This is a genomic window from Nocardia sp. NPDC046763, assembly GCF_040645495.1.
Lineage (GTDB): Bacteria > Actinomycetota > Actinomycetes > Mycobacteriales > Mycobacteriaceae > Nocardia.
Genome location: NZ_JBEYYI010000079.1, coordinates 1,228 through 2,348 on the forward strand (window position 1 = coordinate 1,228; position 1,121 = coordinate 2,348).

Sequence of the window (1,121 nt, forward strand, 5' to 3'; positions counted from 1 at the left end):
GCAGCGGGCCCGTGAAATCTGCTGTGAATCTGTCGGGACCACCCGATAAGCCTGAATACTACCTGGTGACCGATAGCGGACTAGTACCGTGAGGGAAAGGTGAAAAGTACCCCGGGAGGGGAGTGAAATAGTACCTGAAACCGTGCGCTTACAATCCGTCAGAGCCCTTATAAGGTGATGGCGTGCCTTTTGAAGAATGAGCCTGCGAGTCATCGGTGTGTGGCGAGGTTAACCCGTGTGGGGGAGCCGTAGCGAAAGCGAGTCCGAATAGGGCGCCTGAGTCGCACACTATGGACCCGAAGCGGAGTGATCTACCCATGGCCAGGGTGAAGCGACGGTAAGACGTCGTGGAGGCCCGAACCCACTTAGGTTGAAAACTGAGGGGATGAGCTGTGGGTAGGGGTGAAAGGCCAATCAAACTCCGTGATAGCTGGTTCTCCCCGAAATGCATTTAGGTGCAGCGTCACGTGTTTCACGCCGGAGGTAGAGCTACTGGATGGCCTAGGGGGCCCACAAGCTTACCGAAGTCAGCCAAACTCCGAATGCCGGTGTGTGAGAGCGTGGCAGTGAGACTGCGGGGGATAAGCTTCGTAGTCGAGAGGGAAACAGCCCAGATCGCCGGCTAAGGCCCCTAAGCGTGTACTAAGTGGAAAAGGATGTGGGGTCGCGAAGACAACCAGGAGGTTGGCTTAGAAGCAGCCACCCTTGAAAGAGTGCGTAATAGCTCACTGGTCAAGTGATCCTGCGCCGACAATGTAGCGGGGCTCAAGTACACCGCCGAAGCCGCGGCATTCAGACATTATCCCGCTTTCGAGCCAGGAGTCTGGATGGGTAGGGGAGCGTCGTGTAGCCAGGGAAGCGGCGGAGTGATCCAGCCGTGGAGGCTGCGCGAGTGAGAATGCAGGCATGAGTAGCGAAAGACGAGTGAGAAACTCGTCCGCCGAATGACCAAGGGTTCCTGGGCCAGGTTAATCCGCCCAGGGTGAGTCGGGACCTAAGGCGAGGCCGACAGGCGTAGTCGATGGACAACGGGTTGATATTCCCGTACCCGTGTATCCGCGCCCAATGGCGAGCCGGTTTTGCTAACTGTCCAAAACCCAATGGACCACCTTCGGGTGGCT

At 57.6% G+C, this 1,121-nt stretch carries 1 other annotated feature (running past both ends of the window).

The features are described 5' to 3' along the window. Positions 1-1,121 (forward strand) — a sequence feature (mutual gap in cmsearch alignment for this rRNA model is longer than 100) (it extends past both window edges: 386 nt to the left, 1,618 nt to the right).